The sequence below is a fragment of the Tannerella forsythia genome (assembly GCF_003860135.1).
Taxonomy (GTDB): Bacteria; Bacteroidota; Bacteroidia; order Bacteroidales; family Tannerellaceae; genus Tannerella; species Tannerella forsythia_A.
This window is the reverse complement of record NZ_RQYN01000164.1, coordinates 1-474: the sequence shown is the minus strand read 5'-3', so window position 1 is coordinate 474 and position 474 is coordinate 1. Positions and strand designations below refer to the sequence as shown.

Here is a 474-nt window from a genome sequence, read left to right as displayed (position 1 = left end):
AATATGAATTCTTTGCCGTGATATTCGATGCCGCGGGTAATTCCAGTGCCTATCCGGTAAAAACGGCTCGGACTTTGAAACCCGTCGCGGATACCCAGGCTCCCACGGCGGGTACTTATAGCAGCATTACCTCTACCGCCAACAGTATTACGCTGAACTGGACACGCGGCAGCGACAACGTCACGCCGACAAACAAGCTCAAGTATCACGTTCGTTATGAAACAAAAGCCAATTACGACGACGGCGGACAGCTTTACGGTACAACAAGAAAGACAGACATCACGACCGAAACCATTACGGGTCTCAAACCCGATACCGAATACTATGTAGAAGTAAGAGTAGAAGATGAAGCCGGTAAGTTTACAGACTATGGCTCTCGATTTATCCGTACCAAGCCTGCCACCATCGCCGTGACGGGCGTTACGCTGAGCCCCGCGTCGCTCAGTTTGGAGGTGGGTCAAACGGGCGGTCTGA

Annotated in this window: 1 protein-coding gene; it reads left to right on the top strand. The window is 51.7% G+C overall.

The annotated features are described in order from the left end of the window. The coding region (locus EII41_RS13800; protein ID WP_148091775.1) for a fibronectin type III domain-containing protein at positions 1-474 on the top strand (474 nt) is incomplete at both ends.